This is a genomic window from Sulfurimonas hongkongensis (assembly GCF_000445475.1).
Taxonomy (GTDB): domain Bacteria; phylum Campylobacterota; class Campylobacteria; order Campylobacterales; family Sulfurimonadaceae; genus Sulfurimonas; species Sulfurimonas hongkongensis.
In genome coordinates, this window is record NZ_AUPZ01000013.1 from 1 (window position 1) to 23462 (window position 23462).

The 23462-nt window shown below is 34.3% G+C and carries 16 protein-coding genes; 7 read left to right on the forward strand and 9 right to left on the reverse strand.

Annotation, left to right across the window (positions count from 1 at the left end):
• Window positions 1-130: 130 nt before the first annotated feature.
• Window positions 131-2761 carry an efflux RND transporter permease subunit gene (locus tag M947_RS20390; protein WP_021287993.1) on the reverse strand — a complete coding sequence of 877 codons (2631 nt, stop codon included), beginning with the start codon at window positions 2759-2761 and terminating at the stop codon, window positions 131-133.
• Between the two features lie 173 nt (window positions 2762-2934).
• Here M947_RS20390 and M947_RS23530 point away from each other — a divergent pair, with 173 nt between their 5' ends.
• From M947_RS23530 to M947_RS20420, 6 genes are all read left to right on the forward strand, one after another.
• Window positions 2935-3696 (forward strand): energy transducer TonB, encoded by a 762-nt coding sequence (locus tag M947_RS23530; RefSeq protein ID WP_021287994.1) that lies wholly within the window; start codon window positions 2935-2937, stop codon window positions 3694-3696.
• Window position 3697: 1 nt separating this feature from the next.
• On the forward strand, window positions 3698-4207 hold the full coding sequence (locus tag M947_RS20400; protein ID WP_021287995.1) for a MotA/TolQ/ExbB proton channel family protein: 510 nt from the start codon (window positions 3698-3700) through the stop codon (window positions 4205-4207).
• On the forward strand, window positions 4200-4583 hold the full coding sequence (locus tag M947_RS20405; RefSeq protein ID WP_021287996.1) for an ExbD/TolR family protein: 384 nt from the start codon (window positions 4200-4202) through the stop codon (window positions 4581-4583). The genes M947_RS20400 and M947_RS20405 overlap by 8 nt, the downstream gene beginning before the upstream one ends.
• 157 nt (window positions 4584-4740) lie before the next feature.
• Complete coding sequence (locus M947_RS20410; RefSeq protein WP_021287997.1) at window positions 4741-6843, forward strand: TonB-dependent receptor plug domain-containing protein; 2103 nt, start codon at window positions 4741-4743, stop codon at window positions 6841-6843.
• Window positions 6844-6913: 70 nt separating this feature from the next.
• Entirely contained in the window at window positions 6914-7312 is a 399-nt protein-coding gene (locus M947_RS20415) for a transcriptional repressor (RefSeq protein WP_021287998.1), read from the forward strand.
• Window positions 7313-7408: 96 nt separating this feature from the next.
• Window positions 7409-8647 carry an OprD family outer membrane porin gene (locus tag M947_RS20420; RefSeq protein WP_021287999.1) on the forward strand — a complete coding sequence of 413 codons (1239 nt, stop codon included), beginning with the start codon at window positions 7409-7411 and terminating at the stop codon, window positions 8645-8647.
• Window positions 8648-8974: 327 nt separating this feature from the next.
• Here M947_RS20420 and M947_RS20425 read toward each other — a convergent pair whose 3' ends face one another.
• From M947_RS20425 to M947_RS20455, 7 genes are all read right to left on the reverse strand, one after another.
• A complete protein-coding gene (locus tag M947_RS20425; protein WP_021288001.1) occupies window positions 8975-9691 on the reverse strand; it encodes a DUF2461 domain-containing protein in 717 nt (238 codons plus the stop codon).
• 9 nt (window positions 9692-9700) lie between these two features.
• Window positions 9701-12823, reverse strand: a complete 3123-nt coding sequence (locus M947_RS20430) for a cytochrome c biogenesis protein CcsA (RefSeq protein WP_021288002.1) — start codon at window positions 12821-12823, stop codon at window positions 9701-9703.
• 105 nt (window positions 12824-12928) lie between these two features.
• The gene (locus tag M947_RS20435) at window positions 12929-15049 is read right to left on the reverse strand and encodes a methyl-accepting chemotaxis protein (RefSeq protein ID WP_021288003.1); all 2121 of its coding nucleotides are present in this window, start codon (window positions 15047-15049) and stop codon (window positions 12929-12931) included.
• A gap of 62 nt (window positions 15050-15111) precedes the next feature.
• On the reverse strand, window positions 15112-15399 hold the full coding sequence (locus M947_RS20440) for a sulfurtransferase TusA family protein (RefSeq protein ID WP_021288004.1): 288 nt from the start codon (window positions 15397-15399) through the stop codon (window positions 15112-15114).
• Window positions 15380-15736 carry a hypothetical protein gene (locus tag M947_RS20445; RefSeq protein WP_031348088.1) on the reverse strand — a complete coding sequence of 119 codons (357 nt, stop codon included), beginning with the start codon at window positions 15734-15736 and terminating at the stop codon, window positions 15380-15382. The genes M947_RS20440 and M947_RS20445 overlap by 20 nt, the downstream gene beginning before the upstream one ends.
• A 64-nt stretch (window positions 15737-15800) precedes the next feature.
• Window positions 15801-16778: a sensor histidine kinase gene (locus M947_RS20450; protein ID WP_031348089.1), complete on the reverse strand. Its 978-nt coding sequence runs from the start codon at window positions 16776-16778 to the stop codon at window positions 15801-15803.
• A 14-nt stretch (window positions 16779-16792) separates the two neighbouring features.
• Window positions 16793-18052, reverse strand: coding sequence for a M18 family aminopeptidase (locus M947_RS20455; protein ID WP_021288007.1), 1260 nt, complete (start codon window positions 18050-18052; stop codon window positions 16793-16795).
• 447 nt (window positions 18053-18499) lie between these two features.
• On the opposite strand from M947_RS20455, the gene M947_RS20460 reads away from it, so the two are divergent.
• On the forward strand, window positions 18500-19537 hold the full coding sequence (locus M947_RS20460) for an FRG domain-containing protein (protein WP_021288008.1): 1038 nt from the start codon (window positions 18500-18502) through the stop codon (window positions 19535-19537).
• 356 nt (window positions 19538-19893) lie between these two features.
• On the opposite strand, the gene dnaE is transcribed toward M947_RS20460, so the two are convergent.
• The gene (dnaE, locus tag M947_RS20465; protein ID WP_021288009.1) at window positions 19894-23445 is read right to left on the reverse strand and encodes a DNA polymerase III subunit alpha; all 3552 of its coding nucleotides are present in this window, start codon (window positions 23443-23445) and stop codon (window positions 19894-19896) included.
• Between the last annotated feature and the right edge of the window lie 17 nt (window positions 23446-23462).

Genomic DNA, 23462 nt, shown 5'->3' on the forward strand with positions numbered 1-23462 from the left:
CTAAAAGTCCACCTTTACCTGTAAGTTTCTTTCCACTTCTAAATTCTTCTAAGATTTCATCAAAATCAAAATCTACTTCTTCATTCATTGTCAGTCCTTGATAGTATTTTATCAAACTGACACGAAATTTCTAACACTCCCTTTGATTATTAGTTTTTTGTTCTCCTTTTATATAAACTTCCACTCCATTGTTTTTTATCATTTGAATTATTGGTTTTAATTTTTTATAAAATATTCTAGAAGATATCTTCTCTTTATCAAAACTAGCGTTGAGTGTGAATATTTTTTGCAAGTCATCTTTTTTTATTGTGGTAATATCTTTAGAAAAATTCACAATAGCAATATCTTTTAAACAGACATTATAGTTTTGATTTGGCACTTCTAAAGATAAGTCATAAAGTGCATTCAAATTTTCATGATCTCCATAATTTACTCTAAGTTCTATGAGTTCAGAATTTGTATCAACAATTTTAGACAGTTTTTGCAGTGAAATAAAATTTCTAACTTTTGTAATTATTGCTTTTTGAGTAAAGCCAAGACTATTTCCAAATGTATTTAACAAAATTTCAGCTTTTATCTCATCATATTTCATATCATTTTTAATGCTATGAACGCCATCTATATTTTTTATTGCAAGTTCTAAACTCTCTAATGCTTCTTTAATCTTTTCGTTATTTTTATGAGAAAGAGATATTTCAACATCGTTTTTCACAACACCAGTTTGTGGTATATTTATAATAAACTCTAAAAAATTACTTTTAAGATTGTGCTTTTGGATTAGCGATTCTATCTTTTTTTGAATCTCTTTAGCGTATAAAGTTCTAGTTCTACTAGAGCTATTATCTTCTTTATATGGGGTAAATATAGGATTGATTACTTTATTAAAAAAGTCATCATGTTTTTTCGGTTTAAGATTTACTGTCAATGTAAAAAGATTATTTCCTTTTTCATGCATGGAGCGACCATCACTATTCATTCCTATAATAGTAGAAATCGAAGATACATTATCTGAGTTTAACTCTTTTATTAAGATTTTCTCCAAAGCTTTAGTCTCCGTTAGTGTATAGTTTATAGCACCATTTTCAACTTTACCCATAATATTTATAGTCATAGCATCAAACTCTGGGAAGAGCTGAAAGCGACTTGACTTTGCTAAAGTATATGTGGCTAAAAGAGTAAAAAAAACAATAAAGAAGCCCCAAAGATATCGTTTTTTTATAAAAAAAGAGAGTGAGTTTATATAGACAGCACTTAGCTTATTCCACATTCTTTCTCTGATGCTATTACCCTTGTTAGTTAAAAATCCAAATGTCAACTCTTTATAATGTAGTGGTAAGAAAACAAAACTTTCTATAAATGAACTTATAACTAAGATGATTACCATTAAAGGAATTATTTTTATAAAGACTCCAAGTCCACCAGATAGCATGGTTAAAGGTAAAAAAGCTATGATAGTTGTAAGCATAGCTGCAAATAAAATTGGCATCATCTCATATGTACCATCTATACATGCTTGTTTAATACTTTTGTTCATACTAAAGTGACGATCGATGTTTTCACTCACAACTATAGCTTCATCAACAAGTATTCCAAGACTCAATAAAACTCCTATCATAGACAGAGTATTTAAAGATCCTTGGAAAAAATCCAAACCTATCAAACCAAAAGCAAAACTAACGGGAATTCCAAGTAAAACAACGATAGCAATCTTTAAAGATATAAATAACCAGATAGAAAAAAATAGTAAGATTAGACCTATTATAATATTTGAAGCAATTGTATTGAGTCTAGTTTTTATCCAAAAAGAACTATCACTTAAAACTTTAAATTCTATATTTTTATACTTATTTTTATATATATCAATAATATTTGTAATTTCTTTAGAGAGTTTTATACTATCACCAAGTTTTGCTTTTTTTATATTAATTATAACACTAGGGACAGCATCTGTGCGAGTTATAATATCTCTATTTTCATAATCATATTTTATATCTGCTATGTTTTTCACATATATTAGCTTACCATCAATTTTTATTTCTGTCTCAAGAAGTGTGTTTATATCTATATTATCATTTTTACTCTCAACATAGTACTTCTGTTTTTGGGAACTAATGGAACCTATGGGATATAAAGAGTATAAACTCATAAGAGTATTGTAAGCTTTCTCATTTGATATACCGTAAGCAAGAAGTTTTTGTGAGTTTAATGAAATAACAAGTATAGAATTATAATCTCCATCGAGAGTAACACTATATAAATTTTTTAACTTTTTTATATCTTCTGTTAAATCCTTTGCAACTTCAATATAGCTTTCATTTGTGTTAGATGATACAGATATATTTATTAATGGAAAATAACTTTCTGATATATCAACGGTAGGTATATCCATATCTTTTGGTAAATCTTGCTTTAAATTTTCTATAGAATTTTTTATATTGTTAACTATTTTTTGTTTTGGAGTTTCATTTTTTATTTGAGCATTAATATGAAATTCACCATTAGTAATAACAGTTTGTATCTCATATAAATCTTGAGTATTTTGCAAAATATTTTCAATATCTTGAACTATAAGCTTATCCAAGATAGTGCTATTAGCACCAATATAGTGACCTTTTACACTTATCATATCCAATGTACTTGGAGGAAACATTTCCTTTGGGATTTTACTATAAGATACAAAAGCCAATAGCAATAAAAATACAAAAAGGATGTGGTTTAGTGAGCTGTTTTCAAGACTCTTTTTTATAAATTTTTTTATCATTTTGAAATATTATATGAATAATACTTTTGTTAATATTAATAATTAGTATCATTAAATTAAACTTCACTGCTTATGTTTGACTTTTTGAAACAATAATATTAATAGATAAAAAGATTATGATAATGATTATTGGTTTAATCAAGATTTAAGTTTTTCTTATCTAAGATTGCAAAATGAACTTATCACTTAGAGAAAAAAAGACTCCCAAAGAGCACAAGATATTATTGTTACTAAGTATAGTGGTTGTGGCAAGCTCTCTGTATGCTCTACTTCAAGGCTACAGCTATATAACCATCAAGCACGAGGTGCAACCAAAAACAAAAGAGAGAGTCTTAGCTTTAGTTATAAACCCTGCTCCAAAAAAACAAGAGATTGTTAAAAAAGAAGTAACAAAAGTGATAAAAAAAGAGATAGTCAAAGAAAAAGTCATAGAAAAACCAAAAAAGAAACCAAAACCCATAAAAAATGAAGTAGTCAAAAATGAAGTAGTCAAAAATGAAGTAGTCAAAAAAGAAGTCATCAAGCAAGAGATTGTAAAAGAGACTCCACCGCAAGTGGTAGTTAAAGAAGAGATAGTTCAAGTGCAGACTAAACAAGAGATAGTCCAAGAAGTTGTGCAAGAGGAAAAACCAATCTTTGATGAGAAAGCCAAGGAGAGTTTTATAGCTGGACTCTATGAGGCACTAAATGAGAACAAACGCTATCCAAAGATGGCAAAAAGAAGAAAACTAGAGGGCGTTTGTGAAGTGAGCTTTACACTCAACAAAGATGGAAGTCTTAGAGATATTTTTCTAAAAGAGGCTTGTGGACACTCTATCTTAGATGATGCTGCACTTAAGGTTGTTCGCTCCATCGAGTTTTACAAACCCATCCCAGATAGTGTGAGTTTGACCTCACTGCATCTAAACATACCCATAAAATACGCAAGGAATTAAAATGAATTTACATCAGTTTATAGATCAAGGCGGAGTGATTATCCTAATCCTCATCGCAATGTTAGGCTTTGGTCTTATCATCATGTTATGGAAGTTTTTAATCCTTCTTAGTTTTATGATGAAGAAAAAAGATAGATGCAAGGACTGCATAGAGGTTTTGCCGCAAAATAGTGATATTTCAATGGTAGAGCTTGTAGTTCATGAGAAGATGCACTCACTAGAGCGTGGTTTAGAGAGTGTAAAGATTATAGCTACTATCTCGCCACTTCTAGGACTTTTAGGAACTGTGATAGGAATCTATACCGCTTTTGTTAGCATCTCCGTGCATGGTTTGGGCGATCCTAGTTTTTTTGCAGATGGGATCTCAATGGCGATGATTACTACTATAGCTGGACTCATCGTAGCCATTCCTCACTATGTTGGTTATAACTATTTGGTTGCCATGATGGACAAGCTTGAACTCTCTTTTACTCAGGAGATATATACCTATGTGAAGCTCCAAGATGCGTAAAAAAAGACCTACGATTGCACCAGATCTTACACCAGTTATTGACATAGTCTTTATCTTGCTGATATTTTTTATGGTTAGTTCTGTTTTTAAAAAAGAGGATGTAATCCTCGCACTTAACCTGCCAAATCTAGAAGCATCTGCAAAAGAGATGCAGGATAAAAGCGTGACTATAGAGCTTAGTAAAAAGGAACTTGCAATAGATGGCAAAAAAAACAGCTTTGACAATCTAGATGCACTCTTTTCGACTTATGAAAAAAGTACTCAAATCCTTATACGAATAGATAAAGAAGTGGAGTATGAGAGAGTTATGAGGCTCTTTGAGAAGCTTCAAGAAAATGAACTTACATCGTTTTCACTAGTAGCACAGCCACACTAAAAGCTTTTGCATAGGCTCTACTTCTGCAGAGCTTTTGGAGATGCTTGCATCTACATAAGTAAGGGAGTAAAATACTCCCTTACTTAAATAAAAAATAAATAGTTCTAATCTTATCTATTGATAATGATTATTATGACTGTTACAATAAAGGGAAGAAATGAAAAAGATTACAATAAGTGCATCTCTTGCACTACTACTAAGCAACTACGCTACTGCAGCTGAAGATATGAAAGCTATCGAGGTTGTAAGTATTGCGACTAAGACACAAAAGAGTATAGATGGAGTAGCTGCATCTGTTGATGTGGTCACACAAGAAGAGATACAGAAGATGGGAGCTTCTAGTTTAGGCGAGATTTTGAGTAAAACTTCTGGGCTTATTTTGCAGTATGGAACCTTTCCTAGTGCGAGTTCTAAGAGTAAATCATCTATCTCTATGCGCGGAATGGGAGCAAATGGAACTCTCTTTTTACTTGATGGAAGACGCCTAGCTGGAGAGGTTAAAAACCCTTATGACTTACAAAGAATCCCTGCATCTATCATTGAGAGAATCGAGATAGTAAAAGGTCCTATGAGCTCACTCTACGGTGCAGATGCAGTTGGTGGAGTTATAAACATCATCACAAAAAGACCAACTGATGAGATGAAGATAAGCTATGATGCAAGATTTGGGATGAACGAAGACTCAGATGCACAGACTACAAACCTAGCTCTAAGCATTCAGGGCAAAAATGAGGGCTTTGGCTATAGCGCATATAGTAGTTTCATCACAACTAAACCTTATGAGCAAAGAGAGTTAGCTGATACTTATGCAAAAACTGGTGCTGGAAATGTTAAGCCATCTACGCATCCAAACCCTGCTATAAAAAATATAAAAGATTACTACGCTGTTGATACAACCTACAGAGAAGATAGCGAGATTTATACTATAGGCACAAGACTTACTTATGATTTTACGAGTGACTTTATAATGGGTCTAGATGTAAACTACTTCAAAGAGGAGAGAGATGGTGTATATGTTGGTTTTGTTCATCCAGCTAGAACTGCACCAAACCCTACACCAATCTACAACGCTCCAGTAAACTCTCACGATGAGAACAACAGACTAGATTTGAACATAGATGCCCAGTTTGCACCAACGGATGAACTAAATGTAATGGCTAGGATTTATAACTCTAAGTATGAAAAAAGGAACTCAACTACTGCTGCGTATTGGGGTGATTTTAGTTTTCCTTCAGAGAGTGCATCCGCAAATGCTGCTATGGATGCGGATGTTGACATTATAGTTTATGAAGCATCTGCGTCATATCTTGCTACTGATGCACATCTTTTAACTGGTGGAGTTGAGTATAGAGATGAGAAGAGAAAGTCTTCTGTGTTTACTAATAATATTGGAATGACTGAGAAAAAAGTTGATTATAAGTCCATCTACTTACAAGATGAGTGGGAAGTGACAGATGAGTTCAACACAATTCTTGGTGCTAGATATGAAGAGATTAGCAACGCTGAGGACAAACCTACTTTTAGAGTTGGCGGTATCTATGAGTTTGACAAACTAGCAAAACTAAGAGCAAACTTTGCACAAGGTTTTCGTACTCCAGATATAAGAGAGTTATATATAAATATGAATACTCCAAATGGCCCTCAAAGAGGTGCTGATATTTTAGGTTATGACTTAGAGCCAGAATCAACAAACGCTTATGAGATAGGATTAGGTGGGCGAAACTCTAAACTAAGTTATGACCTTGTTATTTTTTACAACCAAATCACAAATAAAATCCAGCAAGTAAGAAATAACAGTGGTATCTATACTTATGAAAATGTCTCAGATGCAAACACTAAGGGTCTAGAGCTATCTTTTAGCTACTTACTGCTTGAAAACTTGAACTCAAAGTTTGCTTACAATGAGCTAATGACTGAGGATGAAAAAACAAACAAAGATCTTGAGTTTAATCCAGATAGAACTTTCATGTTAAGTTTTGACTATCAAGCTACAAAAAAGTTAAATCTTGGACTGATAGGAAAATACATAGGGCAACAGCACTATACAAAAGTTATAAATCAAGGAGCTCCGACTCAACTCTCAATCCCTAATAGTAAAACAGATGCTTACAACCTTGTTGATATCACTTTTGGATACAAGATAGACAAGGCTATAGAGATTTATGGCGGAGTTAACAATATTGGCGATAGTGGTGTAGAAGATGAGCTTGGTTCAAATGTAGGAAGATACTACTTTGCAGGTTTAAGAGGTAGTTTTTAGTTTTAAAAACTTTATAGCTCGTTTTTTTTGACGAGCTTTTTTCTCATATGAGAGCAAAAAGAAAGATAAGATGAGCTTAGAAAAATTAAACGAGTGCATACAAATAAGAAGAGCAAATAACTCAAGAGCTAGAGAAGCTATATACAATGTTTTGATGCAGAGTGATGAGTGTTTAAATATCTGTGACATTATAAAAGGGCTCTCCGATACTTACCCAAAAAAAATATCATTAAACACGCTTTATAGACATTTAAATTTTTTTATAGAGTGCAAACTTATTGTAGTTATCCAAAATGATTTCAAAAGAGCTTACTATGCTTTAAGAGAAGACTCACTTATGGTCTTTTGCATCTGCACTAAATGCACTAATGTAAGCAAATTAGACTTAGTTGATTTTATAGATTTAGATATTACTGAGGATGTTGAATTTATAACTATTCATAAAAAATGTAATAAATGCACAAACTAGTTGACAATGATTATCAATTTAAATAATAGATAAGTTTTATATTCTATAATTATGATATTGACTTTCAAAATTAGTCTCATGAGGGAATTAAAAAATATGAACAAATGGATAAAACTTAGCTTAGTAACTGCTCTAGCACTTAGCACAACTGCCTTTGCAAATGAAGATGTAAAGACTCCCAAAGAAGTTAAAAATTTAACTGAGATGTTTAGCGAGGGTGAAGTTAGTGGACAGATTCGTTTAGGTTACGCTACAAACAAAGTTAAGACAGCTGGAGATAAAGACACTTATGCTACAGCGGCTGGTGGTCAGTTAAAGTATGAGACTGCTTCACTTATGGGCGTTAGTCTTGGTGCTGCCATGTATACATCTCACTCTGTTGATACACTTAGTGGTAAAGATGCTAAGTACAACGATGAGATGGCATCAAGCCAAAAGTCATATACAGAACTAGCTGAGGCTTACTTAAACTTTTCATACGAAGGATTTGAGTTTCGTGGTGGTCGTCAACTTATAGATACCCCCCTAGCAGATAGTGATGATATCAGAATGACTCCTCACACTTTTGAGGCTTACATCGCTTCATATACTTTTAAGGAGCTGGGTTTAGCTTTTATCGCTGGTAATATTTTATCGTGGCAAGGTGTTGATTCAGACTATAGCAACGCTGTAAACAACTCTTGGGCCAAAACTGGCGAAGATGGAACAAGACTTGGTGCTGTAACTTATGCAGATCATTTTTTAGAAGCAAGTGTTTGGTACTATGATGTAACAAAAGAGACTACTGCTGTTTATCTAGATGCCGTTGGAACTATAGATATTACTGATGATATAAGCGTTGCAATAGCTGCTCAGTATTTAACAGAAGATGAAAAAGAGAGTAGCTATATTGAGGGTAACATCGTAGGTGCTATGGTTGAGGCTGGTTTTTATGATGTGACTGCAACTGCTGCTTTTGACAAAGTAAGTGTAAAAGATGGTAAGTCAATCTTTGAAGGTTTTGGTGGCGGTGCGTCTTATACAAACCTAGACACTATGACAGCTGGAACTTTGCACGATGGTACTTATGGAGATGGTAGTTCATATATGCTTGGTTTAGCTTATGAGATAGCTGGTTTTAATATTTTTGGAGCTTATGGTGATTACAAAGCTGACGCTATAACTGTGGGCAACAAAGCTCATGTAACTGAGGTAAACCTTGGTTTAGAGTGTGAATATAACGATGGCGAGGCAGATGCGACAATCATCTATGTTATAGGCAAAGACAAAGAATCAGCTACTAAAACAGAGTTTGACAATGATCGCATTCAAGTGGTTTTAAATTATAATTTTTAAGTATATTACAAAATGAAGCCCTTTAGAAATGTCTAACGAGTTAATCATATAGTTTATATTCGATTCTATATTAAATTTCATAAACTTGTTTATCACTTCATTTGTAGCCAAATTTTTAGCAATACCCTTTAATGTAAACTCTTGATTGTTAGTATTTGAAAAGTATCCTTATCCGCTTTTGATCTAACACAAATCCATTTTAGTGAGTTATAAACATTTAGTTCGTCTTTAACTAAAACTTCTGCATTTGTACAATATACAATATGGGCTGCATTACCAATTTGACACAAGCCTTTTTATAAAGAATAACTTAAAAAGGCTTATTCCTTACATTCTAGCATAATTATTATCTTCCTTAACTCTCAAACTAATTTCATAAACAATTTGTTGAAGTTCTAGCATCTCTTCGTAGATTTTATAAAGCGTTTCAATAAGTAAGTCGCCATCTACTATAAGGCTAGGTTCTAAGATTTTGTAAGTTGCCATGCCTTTGTAGAGGCTAAGCTGGGCATCAGACATCTCTTTGTTGAAGCCTTTTGGATATCTTTTATACCCTTTTTCAATAGTTTTATAGCCTTTTGACTCTAGCATCTCTAAAATTCTAGCTAAGTTATCTCTTCTAGCATCATCTTTTATATACTCACGATATGCATCTAACATCGGCTTTTCAAACCATCTCACCCCTACTGCTACAAAGAGTTCATCAGGAGAGAAGTGCAGATAAAATGATGATGTTTGCATCCTACTACCACTGCCCTGCCAGAAAATAATCCCAATGCGATATTTTAGGGGAACTTTTATAGCTCCCATTCGTCTTGTGTCTCTATAGATTCTAAATAGTGACTTGTTTATCTTTGGCGAGAAGTTTATAGTTGGCTCTAATGCCATCAGATGCTCACCAAACTCTTCTACAAAAGCTCTTGAAGGGTTTAGTACAAACTCTTCGTATTCACTTCTATGTGCCTCAAACCACTCTTTGTTGTTGTTTTGGCGAATGGATTCTAAAAATGGCAGCGTCTTTTTAGAAAAACCTTTAAACTCCATATGTCTGCTCTAAACTAACTTTCTATTTCTAAAAGCTAGTGCAACTAATACAAAGATAATTGCATAGGTTATAGGAACAAAATCAGGGATAGGAACAGGATCACCCTTTGCATAAGAGTGAAGCCCTGCAAGGTAATAGTTTACTCCAAAGTAAGTCATAATAACAGATGTATAAGATAAGAGTGAGATAACTGCAAAATTAAACTCACTATATATGCTTTTTATAAATCTAAGATGCACAACTACCGCATAAACCAAAATAGTAACTAGTGCCCATGTCTCTTTTGGATCCCAACCCCAGTATCTCCCCCAAGACTCATTTGCCCAAACACCACCTAAAAAGTTACCTATAGTCAAGAGTACAAGTCCTACCATCAGGCTCATTTCGTTTATGGCGTTTAGCTCTTTTATAGAGAGAGATATATGTTTCTCGTTACTTTTAGTTTTAATAATAAAGAGTAAAATAACTATGAACCCTAAGAGTGCACCAAGACCCAAAAAGCCATAACTAGCCGTGATTACTGCAACATGTATGCTTAGCCAGTATGAATTTAGAACTGGAACTAGATTTGTAACTTGTGGGTCCATCCAGTTTAAATGCGCTACAAAGAGAATCAGACCTGCTAAAATAGAAGTAGATGCCATAGTTATAGATGAGCGACTTGAGAAGAAGATACCAGCTAAAGCAGTAGCCCATCCTATATATATCATAGACTCATAACCATTTGACCAAGGAGCGTGTCCTGAGATGTACCATCTAAGTCCAAGCCCAAAAGTATGTGCTAAAAAGAAAAGAACTAAAAATCCTAGAGTTATCTTAGAAAACATCTCTATCTTAAATGCAGGTTTTACTATTTTGATAAAACTAAGTGTCAAAAGAACAAAACCAAGCACTAAGTAGTAAGGGTAGAGAGATTCAAAAATATTTGTTTTATTGTAAAATATCTCTGCTTTGATACTGTTTTGCGTCAAATAAACCTGTGAGCCATAAAACTTTTGATACTCTCTTAACTTCTCTAATGCTGCATTTGCTTTAGTCCAGTCGGAACTAAGGAGTGCCTTATCTACCGCTGAGAAGTAGTCAACTGCAATAAGTCTTACTCTCTCGGCATCTTCTTTTGAGAAAGTTTGAAGTGACTCTATAGTTGGATACCATTTATTGTTATCATCATTTGGTTTTGGCCACATCCTAAGTAGTGCACCTGTATAGACTGAGTAAGCAATATTTACTCTCTCATCAACCTTTAACACTTCTTTATCAAGCATATCTCTATGTTTTGGTTCTTTTCTAACTGCAACTTCTACTAGCTCTGCTAGTTTGTAGCCTCTCATATTATCAGGGTCACTAAAAAACTGTGAAAAAGAAGCATGTTTTGCTTTTAACTCTGTACCAATCACTTTGTTGATCTCTTCATTTTTTGTATATATCATCTTAATATCACGATATAAATCAGGCTTAATCATCATAGCTAGTACAACTTGATTAGCGTCTAGTTTATTTCCTGCTACATCTATGTGAGTACCTCTATAAACCTTAGCTAAAATCTCAGTAGTTAACGTATCCATAGGTTTCATTCTTCCACCACTATCTTGAATAACAAGTTCTGAGAATTTTTTTGCATGAGCTTTATCAAAAGAGATAATAGTCTTTAATGTAGGGTCTAACTCCTGTGCAAAAGATGGAGTAAAACTAAACAAAAGTCCGATAGCTAGAAGTGAACCCAATGCTTTCTCATCAGCAGCCCTCTTAGCTCTTGAAGCGAGTTTTGCAAATCTATTTTTTTGTGAAAACAGCGACCACAACATACCTAAACTTAAAAGGAAATATCCTATATATGATGGAAGAGTTCCTGGGTCATTGTTTACTGATAAAATTGTACCTTTTTCATCTTGGTCATAAGAAGATTGGAAAAACCTATATCCACGGTGCTCTAAGATGTTGTTCATAAAGATTCTATATGGCATTTCTAAGTTTTGTTCTTTATCTATAAGCATAACTTCACTAGCATAAGATGCAGGACTCATAGAGCCTGGATATCTGTCTAACTCAAACTCCAAAAGCTTGATCTCAAAAGGAATGCTTAATCTTTTTGAACCATAAGAGAGATACACATCTACACCATTTATATTACGATGATACTCTTTTGCCATCCTTCCAGCTTGTCCATAAATCATAACCTCTTTAGTTTTATCTCCCACACTTACATTAAAAACTAAAGCATCATATCCAGGCCTCTGCGGAGATGCACTTGGGTTTGAGACTATCTTTTTAGTAGCTTTTGGTAAAAAGTCACGAAGTACAAAACCGCCACCAGCTAAAGAGTAGAGAGTTCTTGAAGCAAAAGGTTGTTTTTCATTTGCATCAAGTGTGCCATTTGAGTTATCATCCATTTTTAAGAAGCTCAGAGGAATATCATGCTTTATAAAAAGCTCCCCATCTTCAACAAACAGAGATACAACCATCTTATCAAAGCTCTTTTTTGAGTCAAAATCTAGTACAAAATCATCACTCTCATAAAATTCTCCATAAGATAAAGTAATAGGCTTGCCCTTTCCTGATCCCGTTACCATAATGTTAGCCATTGCTATGCCATCAGGAGATGCAACTGTAGTCTCTATTGCGTCTGGTATATACTCGATAAGCTCTGCATGAACTTCTTTGCCAGCTATATTCAAAGAGGCATCGAGACTGTTTTTATTTCTTTTAGAGAGATATAAAGATTGTTGCGAGGTCTCTTTTTTATCTCCAACTTTTGCATTAAGAGTGAAGTAAGTGTCTGAACTTATCATAGTTGAAGCACTCTGACCCTCACGGATGTGCATAGTTCCCTCATAACCTACATAACGAGTAATAGCAGCACCTATGATTATAACTATAAAAGCGGTATGAAAGATAAAAATAGGAGCTTTTTTAAGTGTGTACATTTTGTACTTGTAGATATTTAAGACAAGGTTTATAGTTAGCAAAGCCATCAGAACTTCAAACCATCTTGCATTGTAAATATCAGCCTTAGCTGTTATAGTTCCGTAGTCGTTTTCTACAAATGTTGCATAACCTATGGCAAATGCAAAGATAGACATCAGTATAGCCATGGTTTTCATGGAGTTTAAGATGGATAAAACTTGTTTCATAAATAGCCTTTTTTAATAAAAAGCTATTCTATTCAAAATAAGCTAATAAAGCGTTAAATATATCATTTCTCAAAAACTTTATTGCTTAGCTCTAAGCATCTATCTTTATGATACTATATTATCTAAGATATCAAACATCTCTTTTGATATATCTTCATTCTCTTTAAAGAGCTTTATCAGCTCATCAGAGTCAACATCTCCATCTTTAATCATCTTAGTAATATGAGAAATATTTTTATGAATCTGCGTATGAGGATTTAGTAAAGATGCATAGTTAGGATTATCTCCAAAACTCTCCTTACCATCTCTTTGATACCATTTACCAAGCCTGCAAGTAGTGTGATCACCCTCATAAAGGTCTGCTTTTCCTTCAAAAGCTGCTGAATAAGTGTTGTTTTTCAAAACCATGTGATCTAGTTTTGCCATATTTACAAAGAGTTCATGCCCTATACTTGTGTTATCTTTTGTAATCTGCTCAGAGTTATTTATGAGTTCACTTAGAGTCTCTTTAAAAAGGTCAAGCTTCTCTTGTGATGACTCCGCATGTTCCTCTATAAGCTCACTATTTTCAGCCATGCTTGTAGAGTTTTGTTTAAGTACACTAATATTTGCTTCAACTTCACTTGTAGCTTTTTGAGTTCTCTCAGCTAGTTTTCTAACCTCATCTGCAACTACAGCAAATCCCCTTCCATGCTCTCCCGCACGTGCAGCTTCTATAGCAGCATTTAAAGCTAAAAGATTTGTTTGATCTGAGATATCTTTAATGAGTGAAATAACATTATATATCTCCTCAACATTTGAGTTTAACTGCTCAGAGGAGAGTCTTGACTCGCTTATCATCTGGGTAATATTTGAGATAGTGTTTATGATTTCATCTGTAGAGAGTGTAACCTTAGATATTACATCTTCTGTCTCTTCATTGAGTTTATTTACATTTTCAACATTTTGAACATTTTCTTGCATACTATGACTTAAATTTTGAGCGTTACTTATTGCCCCTTTTATCATCTCATCTGAGAGTGCTAAATTTAGTCTGTTTTTATCCATGCTATCTTTAACAGCTTTTTCAGACTCGATGGCTCTAGTAGCTTCATTTTTAGCATCATTAGAGAGCTTTTCAACCTTGTTTAAAAACTCATTAAAACTTTTACTTGCATCTCCTAACTCATCATTAGATTTGACCGGAAGTCTCTTAGATAAGTCAGCATCACCTTGTGCTAACTCTTGAGCTACTTTACCAAGATTTACTATAGGTTTTACTACTGCTGCTTTAATTATCATCATCAAAAAGACTAAGATAACTAAAAACACAAAAGCCATGATATAGACTTGTCGAAATAGGGAACTTGCTGATTTATCTATAACACTGTTTACATTTGAGAGCTTGTTTCCAACTACTGCGTATCCGACTATATCGCCTGAGAAATCCTTTATAGGTTCGCTAACTATAAAGTGTTTTTTTGAGAGTTTAAACCCAGCTGATGCTGATATATCTAAACCTTCTATGCTCCTAAAAAACTCTTTATCTATAACATCTTCTCTTACGGCTAAAGTATAGTTTGAAATCTTTGGAGCATCTTTTAGCGCTGTAGCAGTTGATAAAAAGTCATTCTTCATAACTATGACCATCTCATAACCGCCACTACTTCTTGCTTGTTTAACTATAGAGTTTAGTCCTTGCATAAACTCAACTGAACCTAGATAAGAGTTACCCTCAATTATAGGTGCAAGTCCTCTAAGTATAAGTCCAGCTCTACCTAACTCAATGGCCACTATAGGTTTTTTGTTCTTTTTTATATCCACTATAGTCTTTCTAAATGAGCGTAAGTCATCTCCATACTTATCTGGTTTCCAAGCTCTTAAAAAACTATGCACTTTTGCATCGTGAATATGAATTTTAATATTGTTATATTTAGTAAAGTCTTTAAACTCTTTTGAGATTAAATTAAGCCCTTTTATAGCTATCTCTCTATCATTATATTTTAAAGCACGAACGACATCATAATTTTTAGCTATATTTATAGCATTTGTTAAGCCTATGTTCTCTTTTGAGTTTATAGCCTCTTTATATGAAGACCTGAGTGTTTTTTCTTGGTTTTTGTAAACGTTATCTTTCATATCTCGCATGGAGTAGTAGTAATTTACAAGTATTACAATAAAACCAAAAACAATAGACGCGATAAGTGGTATATAAATTTTCTTACCAATAGAGAGGTTGTTAAACATTAAATTCCTTTTTTAAGTATCATGAAAGTTATTATCTCATAGCTCTACTTAAAAAGTTATTATCAGTTTTCTTTATAAAAAGTTATCTCGAAATTCCCATCTTCACGTTCTTTAACGTCGTGAAGTATTGTTATAGGAATCCTCTCATAAAGTGGAAATGGTTCATGAAAGTAGATGCCAACAAGTCTATGAGAGGTTGTCTTTAAAAGGCTAAGTCCTCTGATGGTATTTACCATAGGTTCAGGTGGGGTGCACTCTGATGCATCAAACTCATAGTATACTAAATCATCTTTTTCGTAAGTATAAAAAGGAAGCGTAGTTCCTTCTACTTCAACTAACTTTTTGTTCAAACTCTAGACCTTTTTTTTCTATATATACATAACTACCAAAATTCTCATTCCACTCAAAGTATTTTGAAACTTTTTCAAAAGCTTTAAGCACAACTGTATCTTGGCAATCATGATTATAAATAGTAATTGGAGTGTGATAATATCTGTTGTATGATTCTATAGGACGAAGTAACATATCTTGCCACGATATCTCAATCTTTCCATCATAGGGTTCAAATGGGACTGTAGAGATTACTGTTTTATTTGTCACTTTGCATTTAAAATGACAAACAACATAAAATCTATCAATCTTTACAAACTCTAAAAGTGGAGTTATGTTTTTATGCTGTATCGCCATAATCATATACCTCCAAATCAAATATATTAACCATATATCGACAAAAGCAATAATTATTCCACTTTTACAAGGCTATCTTTATCTCAAATAACTTCTTTTTTGTATCCATTAGTTCAACACTTCCACCATGAGCCTCAGCGATCTCTCTGCTTAGAACTAATCCCAGACCATTTCCTTTTAGCTTTGTACTTTTAAAAGCCTCAAAGAGTTCAGCCCTGTTGTCCACCTCAACACCACTATCATAGATGCTAAACTTATGATAACCCTCATCTCTCTCATAAGATATCTCTACAACTCCCTCATCACTATCATCTGCTTCTATGGCATCTATGGCATTTGCTACAAAGTTAGAAAAAAGCATCTCTAGTAGATCTTTGTCCGCATTTAGTTCAAAATCAACTTGAGGAAAGATGAAATTAATCTCTTTTGAATAACCATAATATCCTATAGACATATCTATAGAGTCCATTAACTCACTCCATAAAAACTTTGTTCTGTTTATCTCTATACCTTTTGAAAACATCAAAGTAGCTTTTATGATTCTATCTATACGGTAAACTGACTTTTGTATCTCTTCGACAATAGGGATATTCTCAGGCATAACTCTTTTTTTAAGAGTTGAGCTTAGAAGTGAGATGGAACCTATGGGATTTCGTATCTCATGAGAGAGATGTGCCGCCATCTGCCCCATAGTAGCTAGATTTTCTTTTCTTTTTTGCTCTGTGATATCAGTCGCACTTATCATGGTTTTATCTCTGTAACTTGAGCTCTTTATAAGATAAAACCTTGAGTTAAACGCTACTTCATAGTCATCATTTTTAAGCTTTATAAGTCTTAAGAGTTCTAGAAGCTCTCTAGCCTTTGAGTTTTGTAAAAAAACACTGCTATCTTCATCTATAATCCATATAGCATTTGGCAAAAACTCAACGACTCTCTCTATAGTGTTTTGCAGATGCGTATAAGAAGCTTTAAGCTCATTAAACTCGCCTTCAACCTTATAAGTCTGCTCTATTAAAAGGTTTAACTCCTCTGGAGTTATCATATCTTGTGAAGACACTATCTATGTTCCAAAATTATCTTATATAGCGAATGTGCATCATCACTTCCAGCTAACTCTCTGATGGAGTGCATTGCATATGTAGGGAGTCCAACATCAAGAGTTTTTAACCCAAGTCTAGTAGCTGTAATAGGACCTATAGTTGAGCCACATCCCATATCACTTTTTGCAACAAAGTACTGTGTTGGTTCATTTAATCTTGAAGCTACACTTTTAAACTTAGAGATACTCTGCGAGCTAGAAGCGTATCTTTGGTTTGAGTTTATTTTTATAACCACGCCTTTGTTTATCATCGGAGCATGATTTTGGTCGTGTTTATCTGGATAGTTTGGATGGATGGCATGTGCATTATCGCAAGATATCATAGTAGATGCACTTATCATCTGCAAAAACCCTTCATAATCACAAAATACTCTTCTTAGCGTATCTTCTAAAAATGAGCCAGCTGCTCCAGAAGTAGATGCGCTTCCAACCTCTTCATGGTCGCTAGCACAAAAGAGCATAGGTCTATCTTCTTCTATACTACAGATACTAAGCATCCCAACATAGCAACTTAGAAGATTATCAAGTCTAGCACTAGATATAAAATCATCATTTAAACCTAAAAAAGAGGCTTTTTGAACATCATATAGACTAAGCTCAGTTGCTAGTATTTCCCCTGCATCTACTATGCCAGCTTTTGAGAGTTGCCACTTCAAAAATTCATCATATTCAAAATCATCTGAGGTAGTAAGCACGGGAGATGTATGAGTCTGCTTGTTAATAGTTCTCTCTTTATTTGCAAACTCATCAAGATGAATGGCAAGTGATGGGATAACAGCTAGAGCTTTTTTTGCATCTATAAGAGCCTCTTTTATCTCTCCTTGTGTGTCAAGATAAGAGATGCGACCAGCTATTGAAAGATCTCTATCAAACCAAGGATTTAAAAGTATCCCACCATACGGCTCAACCATCAGCTTAACAACTCCATGAGCTTTTACAACAGGATTTGGTTTTAATCTAAAGTTTGGCGAGTCTGTATGAGCTCCTAACATTGTGTAGTTTTTCTCACCATTTGGGTAAGTAAAAGCGATCACAGATGAGTCATTTCGTGTAACAAAGTACTTCTCACCCTCCCTTAAGTTCCACTTTACACTCTCATCAAGCTCCTTAAATCCAGCGTTAAGAAACATAGCAGACATGTTTTTAGTAGCATGAAAAGGCGTAGGAGATGCATCTAAAAACCCTAACAATCCTTCATTGAAATCTTTTTTGTTCATTATTTAATACTCTCTTTTTAGTATATTTAAAACTAATTATTGAACCACTTGGAAATTCAACCTTCACAATTAACTAGTTTTCCTTCATAGTCATTTTTTAGTATATAAATGGTTTAGGTTTCTTTAATCACATATTTTACATGAAACTTGCTAAATTTACATAAGCCACCCTTTTTACTATATGCTTTATGCTCTGAGTTTGATATTAAGCTATTTTTTGTTACTTTTACCTACAGTGACAGTTAAAGATCTCTAAAAGAATAGTTCTTTATTGCGTCAGTAACTGTCTATTTTATAGAGTTATTCCAAACTGCCCTTTTTGTGAACACTTTATCCTCGTTCTAATCACTTATAATATTCTCTAGGCAAGATAACTATATTAGACTTTGAAAAGATATAGTTTACAAAAATTAGAATGTGTACTGTATTAAATAAAGGAGTAAATTTATGGCTACTTTTCATCCAACGCTTAAGTCTTTAAAACAAAAACTTCGTGTCCAACCAATCAATACAGGAAGAAGCTTTACAAATAATGGTCAAGCTAACGGAATAGTATTTGACGATATAGAGAGATTACATGCTTTAGTTGGAGTTGATGGTTGTTTACATCTTAAAAGTGGTACCGAATTTTCTATGATTCAATATAGAGGACAAAATGAAGATTTTGGAGTTTGTAAAACAACTATTGATAGATATATATCTTTAGAAGAACAGTTTTTAAGTATTTGTAGAACCATTGCATTTGAGGAACTTTTAGAAGATCATCCATTTATAAAACTTACTAATCCATTACAAATTAATGGTAATCCATTATGTCTAAATCTTACAGGGATAGCACAGCATTATGAACTGGCTACCAATTATTTAGATATAACTAACAACTTTGATGTAGCTTGTTTTTTTGCAACTTGTAAATATGAAAATGGTAAATACTATCCAATAGGGAATATTTCAAAACCTGGAGTAATATATAAAATATACGAAATGGTATTGCCACCTTTTGTCCAAAACGAAAACAATAAAGAGATACTTCTTGAATATCTTGGATGGCAACCCTTACCACGACCTGAGCAACAAAGGGCAAGTGTTTTAAAAGTTGCAAAGGGGACAAATCTTGATACAGTAAGCGGAATTCAAAAGTATTATTTTAAACACTCTATTAGTCAATCTAAAAAAATATGGAACCAATTTGATAAGGGCGAAGCTTTATTTCCTCACGATAGTGCTGCCGACTTGGCAAATGAATGTAAAAAACTAAACTATTTCACAAATAAGCAAATAGATAAAGCTTTAGAAAGGCTTGAGCTTTGGAGTTGTAAAAAACTTGAAAATAAAGAACAAACTTTAGATAATATGAATATCAAAATAGTTGACAATAATAGTTTATCTTGGGATAATTTAATAGATATAAGTTCAGAGTATTGGGAAGGTAAATTTGATGAAACTATGGATAAAGTGGGGTTTAGAATGTCTGCTTATAGTTGAGTAAAGTAGCAAAATGAAAAATGGGTGCCAGACACCAAAACAGGAATAAAACTTAATTTTGCCTAAATTTACCGGCACTCCCAAAGCCTTACTAAAGAAGTAAGGCTTACTTTTTTACTCTTTTTTTGCTTAATCTAAACAACCAACACTCTCAGAATTTAGGAACGAAAGCAGGCTTATCGCGCCTTTTGGAAGCGAGGCTTTAGCCTCGTACTGTACGGCTTTAAAACATCCATGCGAGTTTCATCATGGGAAATGCCATTAGATAGTGTTCCTAAAAGCCTTGCTTCTGTATTATTTCACAGCCTCTTTGCGTAAGAGTCTATATATTCTATTTATCCAGTGTATCATTTTTCCTAAACCAAAATATCCACAGCCGCATTACCATCAAGTGCTGTTATGATTTTGCTATCTACTCTTATGGCTGAGTCTATTACTACATTTTGAAGCTTTGAGATGATGGTGATTTTAAGCTCACGGCTTCCAGGATTTTGTCTTATAAGTCTGTATAACTCTTCTAAGATAGTAGTACTCTCATCTAGTCTTATAGATAAGTTTATAGGCTCTTCTGGGATTTCTCTGACCTCTTTTTTTACTTTTTTTGTCTCTTTTTTAGCATCTTTGAGCGTCATAATTTTGCTTACGCCTATTCTTGTAAACATATCTGTATGAGTTATTTTTGCCTTAAAAGCTATTGGCTCGCTCAAATCCATGGCTTGGAGTTGCTCTAACTTATCGCTAAAGAGCATTATCTCTATGTTTCCATGAAAGTCCATCAAAGAGACTATTGCAAACTGGTTTCCTTTTTTAGATGTCTTTTTTACAATCTCTTCTACTTTACCTATAAAAATAGCATAGGAACCATCTTTGATGCTACTTAACTCAGAAGATAAAGAGTAGTTTAACTCTTCTAGTTTTTCTCTAAACTCATCAAGCGGATGTCCTGAGACATAAAAACCTAAAGTATCTTTTTCAAACTCCAAAATCTCTTTTAAACTATACTCATCAGAGTTGCTCAAAGAGAGCTTAACACTTGTTATCTCATCATCATCTCCAAAGAGGCTTCCATGCGCATTTTTTCTTGCCATTGAAGCATCTTTTGCAGTATCTACTATGAGTTCTATCTGATCAAGTAGTGCTTTTCTTGAGTAGCCATATCTATCAAAACCACCAGCTTTTATGATGGACTCTATAACTCTTTTGTTTACTTTACTAGGTTCGATTCTGTTTACAAAATCCTCTAAACTTGTATAGTCTCCATTTTCTTCTCTCTCTTTTAACATAGACTCGATGGCAGCACCACCGACACCTTTAATAGCACCAAGCCCAAAAAGAATAACCTCTCTATCATCCTTACTAATAGCAGAAAATTCTAAGAGTGAGTCACAAATATCAGGAGGAGAGAGTTCTATCTTCATCCTCTTTACTTCATCGATGTAACGGACCACTTTATCTGTGTTATCTTTGTCTGATGTGAGAAGGGCTGCCATAAACTCATTTGGATAGTAGGTCTTTAGCCATGCAGTTTGAAAGGTAACCATAGCGTAAGCTGCGGAGTGAGACTTGTTAAATCCATATCCAGCAAATTTTTCAATCAAATCAAAAAGCTTTGAAGCTTGTGCATAGTCGTAACCCTGCTTTTGTGCGCCAGATGCAAACTCATCGTTATAGGCTGACATATCTGACTTTTTACCCATAGCACGACGGATAATATCAGAATAACCAAGGCTAAATCCACCAATAGTTTGAACTATCTGCATAACCTGCTCTTGATATACGATGACTCCATAAGTGTTTCCAAGTATGGCTTCCATCGGCTCAAATGTGTACTCTATAGCCTCTCTTCCATGTTTTCGCTCTATAAAACTATCAAGCATCCCAGACTCCATAGGTCCAGGTCTATAAAGAGCCAAAACTGCGATCAAATCCTCAAAACTATCTGGTTTTAATCTTCTGTTTAAATCCTGCATACCGCTTGACTCTATCTGAAACATCCCGACAGTATCTCCGCCGCGGATAACATCATAAACCTTAGGGTCATTTTCATCTATCTTATGCCAATCTATATCCTTGTCATATCTATGTTTTACAAGTTTTATAGCGTTGTAGATCACATCAAGAGTCTTAAGTCCAAGGAAGTCAAACTTAATGAGGTCAACATCTTCAAGATAGTTTAGTGAGTACTGCGTTACAAAGGTATCTTCGCCTGATGGCTTATAAATTGGTGTTTTATACCAAAGCTCTTCATTTGAGATAACCACACCAGCCGCATGAATACCAGAGTTACGCTTCAACCCCTCTAGCTTTTTTGCAAACTCCCAAACTCTTGCAGCATTTGCATCAGTGCCAATAAGCTCTTGAAGTTTCGGCTCTTTTTGAAAAGCACCTTTAATGAACTCTCCATTTTTCTCTCTTCCATTTAGTGTGATGCCAAGCTCATCTGGAACAAGTTTTGCCATGTTATCAGCTTGAGAGAGTGGCATATCTAAAACTCTTGCGACATCACGGATGACCCCCTTTGCAAGAAGTGAACCAAAGGTTATGATCTGAGCTACTTGATTGCGCCCATACTTCTCTACAACATAGTCTATAACCTCACCACGGCGAGCCTGCATAAAGTCCATATCGATATCAGGCATACTTACACGTTCAGGATTTAAAAATCTCTCAAAGAGAAGATCATATTTCATAGGATCAATATCTGTAATATCCAAAGCGAAAGCTACAAGGCTTCCAGCTGCTGAGCCACGCCCAGGGCCTACTGCAATACCCTCTTCTTTTGCAAACTTTACAAAGTCCCAAACTATAAGCATGTAACCGGGAAACTTCATTGAGTTTATGATATTCATCTCAAACTCTAATCTCTTTTTGTACTCTTCATGCTTTTGTTCTGGAACAATCTTTAACCTCTCCTCAAGCCCTCTTTGACAACAAAATACAAAATACTCAGCATCCATAATATCTTTATCATCACTGCTAAGAGCTAGTCCATCTTTTTGTGCATACTCTGGAGTAAACTTAAAGTTTGGCGGAGTTGGAGTCTTTACCACTGGCTCAAAATCTTCACACTTATCTACAATCTCCTGGGTATATGTTATAGCTTCTGGGATATCTGCAAAGAGTCTTGACATCTGCTCGGGCGATTTTAAGTAAAACTCATGGACTGAGTGACGCATACGATTTGGGTCATCATAGAGTTTATTCATCCCGATGCACATAAATGCTTCATGATATTGTGCATCATCTGGATATGTATAGTGAGTATCGTTTGTAGCTACTATCTTTATGCCTGTCTCTTTAGAGATTTTTAGTATGCTATTATCTATGTAGAGTTGGTCACCTATGCCATGACGCATAAGTTCTAAGTAAAAATCATCCCCAAAAATATCTTGATACTCTAACGCAACAGCCTTAGCTCCCTCATATCCTAAAGCACCATTTTTTACATTTCTCTCATTAGCTAGGTTTAGATGCCAGTTAACCTCTCCTTGAAGACAAGCAGAGGTGCAGATAATGCCCTCACTATGTGCTCTTAGCTCATTTTTGTTGATGCGTGGAAAGTAGTAAAAACCATCTATAAAGGCTTTTGAAGATAAGTACATTAGATTTTCATAACCCTTTTTATTTTTAGCAAAAAGGCAGATATGAAATCTCTGTTTGGTGCTTTTGTCATCAAGTGTTTCACCGTTATGGATATAACCCTCCATCCCAATAATAGGCTTTATGCCAGCTGCTCTCATCTGATGATAAAAATCAATTGCGCCAAACATATTCCCGTGATCTGTCATGGCGACACTTGTCATGCCAAGCTCTTTGACTCTTGAGACTAGGTTTGTAAGCTTGTTTGCACCATCAAGTAGTGAGTATTCGGTATGAAGATGTAGGTGTGTGAAAGGTTTTACACTCAAGATAATTGCCTTTTGAA

Excerpts from the sequence above, each read along its gene's own strand:
- M947_RS20390 (WP_021287993.1), bottom strand. The coding sequence starts at position 2,761 with ATGATAAAAAAATTTATAAAAAAGAGTCTTGAAAACAGCTCACTAAAC.
- M947_RS23530 (WP_021287994.1), top strand. The coding sequence starts at position 2,935 with ATGAACTTATCACTTAGAGAAAAAAAGACTCCCAAAGAGCACAAGATA.
- M947_RS20400 (WP_021287995.1), top strand. The coding sequence starts at position 3,698 with ATGAATTTACATCAGTTTATAGATCAAGGCGGAGTGATTATCCTAATC.
- M947_RS20405 (WP_021287996.1), top strand. The coding sequence starts at position 4,200 with ATGCGTAAAAAAAGACCTACGATTGCACCAGATCTTACACCAGTTATT.
- M947_RS20410 (WP_021287997.1), top strand. The coding sequence starts at position 4,741 with ATGAAAAAGATTACAATAAGTGCATCTCTTGCACTACTACTAAGCAAC.
- M947_RS20415 (WP_021287998.1), top strand. The coding sequence starts at position 6,914 with ATGAGCTTAGAAAAATTAAACGAGTGCATACAAATAAGAAGAGCAAAT.
- M947_RS20420 (WP_021287999.1), top strand. The coding sequence starts at position 7,409 with ATGAACAAATGGATAAAACTTAGCTTAGTAACTGCTCTAGCACTTAGC.
- M947_RS20425 (WP_021288001.1), bottom strand. The coding sequence starts at position 9,691 with ATGGAGTTTAAAGGTTTTTCTAAAAAGACGCTGCCATTTTTAGAATCC.
- M947_RS20430 (WP_021288002.1), bottom strand. The coding sequence starts at position 12,823 with ATGAAACAAGTTTTATCCATCTTAAACTCCATGAAAACCATGGCTATA.
- M947_RS20435 (WP_021288003.1), bottom strand. The coding sequence starts at position 15,049 with ATGTTTAACAACCTCTCTATTGGTAAGAAAATTTATATACCACTTATC.
- M947_RS20445 (WP_031348088.1), bottom strand. The coding sequence starts at position 15,736 with ATGGCGATACAGCATAAAAACATAACTCCACTTTTAGAGTTTGTAAAG.
- M947_RS20450 (WP_031348089.1), bottom strand. The coding sequence starts at position 16,778 with ATGATAACTCCAGAGGAGTTAAACCTTTTAATAGAGCAGACTTATAAG.
- M947_RS20455 (WP_021288007.1), bottom strand. The coding sequence starts at position 18,052 with ATGAACAAAAAAGATTTCAATGAAGGATTGTTAGGGTTTTTAGATGCA.
- M947_RS20460 (WP_021288008.1), top strand. The coding sequence starts at position 18,500 with ATGGCTACTTTTCATCCAACGCTTAAGTCTTTAAAACAAAAACTTCGT.